The following is a 542-nucleotide window of genomic DNA, read 5'->3' on the forward strand; positions in this document are numbered from 1 at the left end:
CATTTCACAGGTAGCGGATATCTGTTACGTACCGATGCGTGGTCATATCCGGTTCTGCGGCTTAAACGCCTGGGGCTGTCAAAAACGTTCCGTCGTCTGGTTATCACACTTACCCGACGTTATGGCGTCAGTCTCATTCATCTGGATGCCAGCGCTGAATGCCTGCCGGGTTTACCCACTTTCAACTGGTAACCAGGAACAACATGAAATCATTAACCACGGAAACCGCACTGGATATTCTGATTGCGTGGCTGCAGGACAATATCGACTGCGAATCGGGAATTATCTTTGACAACAATGAGGATAAAACGGATTCAGCAGCACTGTTGCCCTGTATCGAACAGGCCAGAGAGGATATCCGTACCCTGCGCCAACTGCAGCTTCAGCACCAGAACCGGTGAGTCTCACTCATCATCTCACTCACCAGACTTCATTCCACTGACGCCAGCCTGAACACGGCTGGCGTTTTCATTTATCTGCAAAAAGGAATATCGATTATGTCTGAAATCACAGTCTCCCGTCCGGAAGTGGTCAACGAGAAT

The 542-nt window shown here is 49.4% G+C and carries 2 protein-coding genes; both read left to right on the plus strand.

The window, feature by feature from the left end; all coding sequences use genetic code 11:
* The coding region (locus tag CXQ94_RS24040; RefSeq protein WP_104092594.1) for a DUF5983 family protein at positions 1-192 on the plus strand (192 nt) is incomplete at its 5' end.
* Between the two features lie 11 nt (positions 193-203).
* On the plus strand, positions 204-401 hold the full coding sequence (locus CXQ94_RS24045) for a DUF957 domain-containing protein (protein WP_000839281.1): 198 nt from the start codon (positions 204-206) through the stop codon (positions 399-401).
* Positions 402-542: the final 141 nt, after the last annotated feature.

Origin of the sequence: Arthrobacter sp. GMC3 (assembly GCF_002929305.1) — a bacterium.
In the GTDB taxonomy this organism is placed as follows: domain Bacteria; phylum Actinomycetota; class Actinomycetes; order Actinomycetales; family Micrococcaceae; genus Specibacter.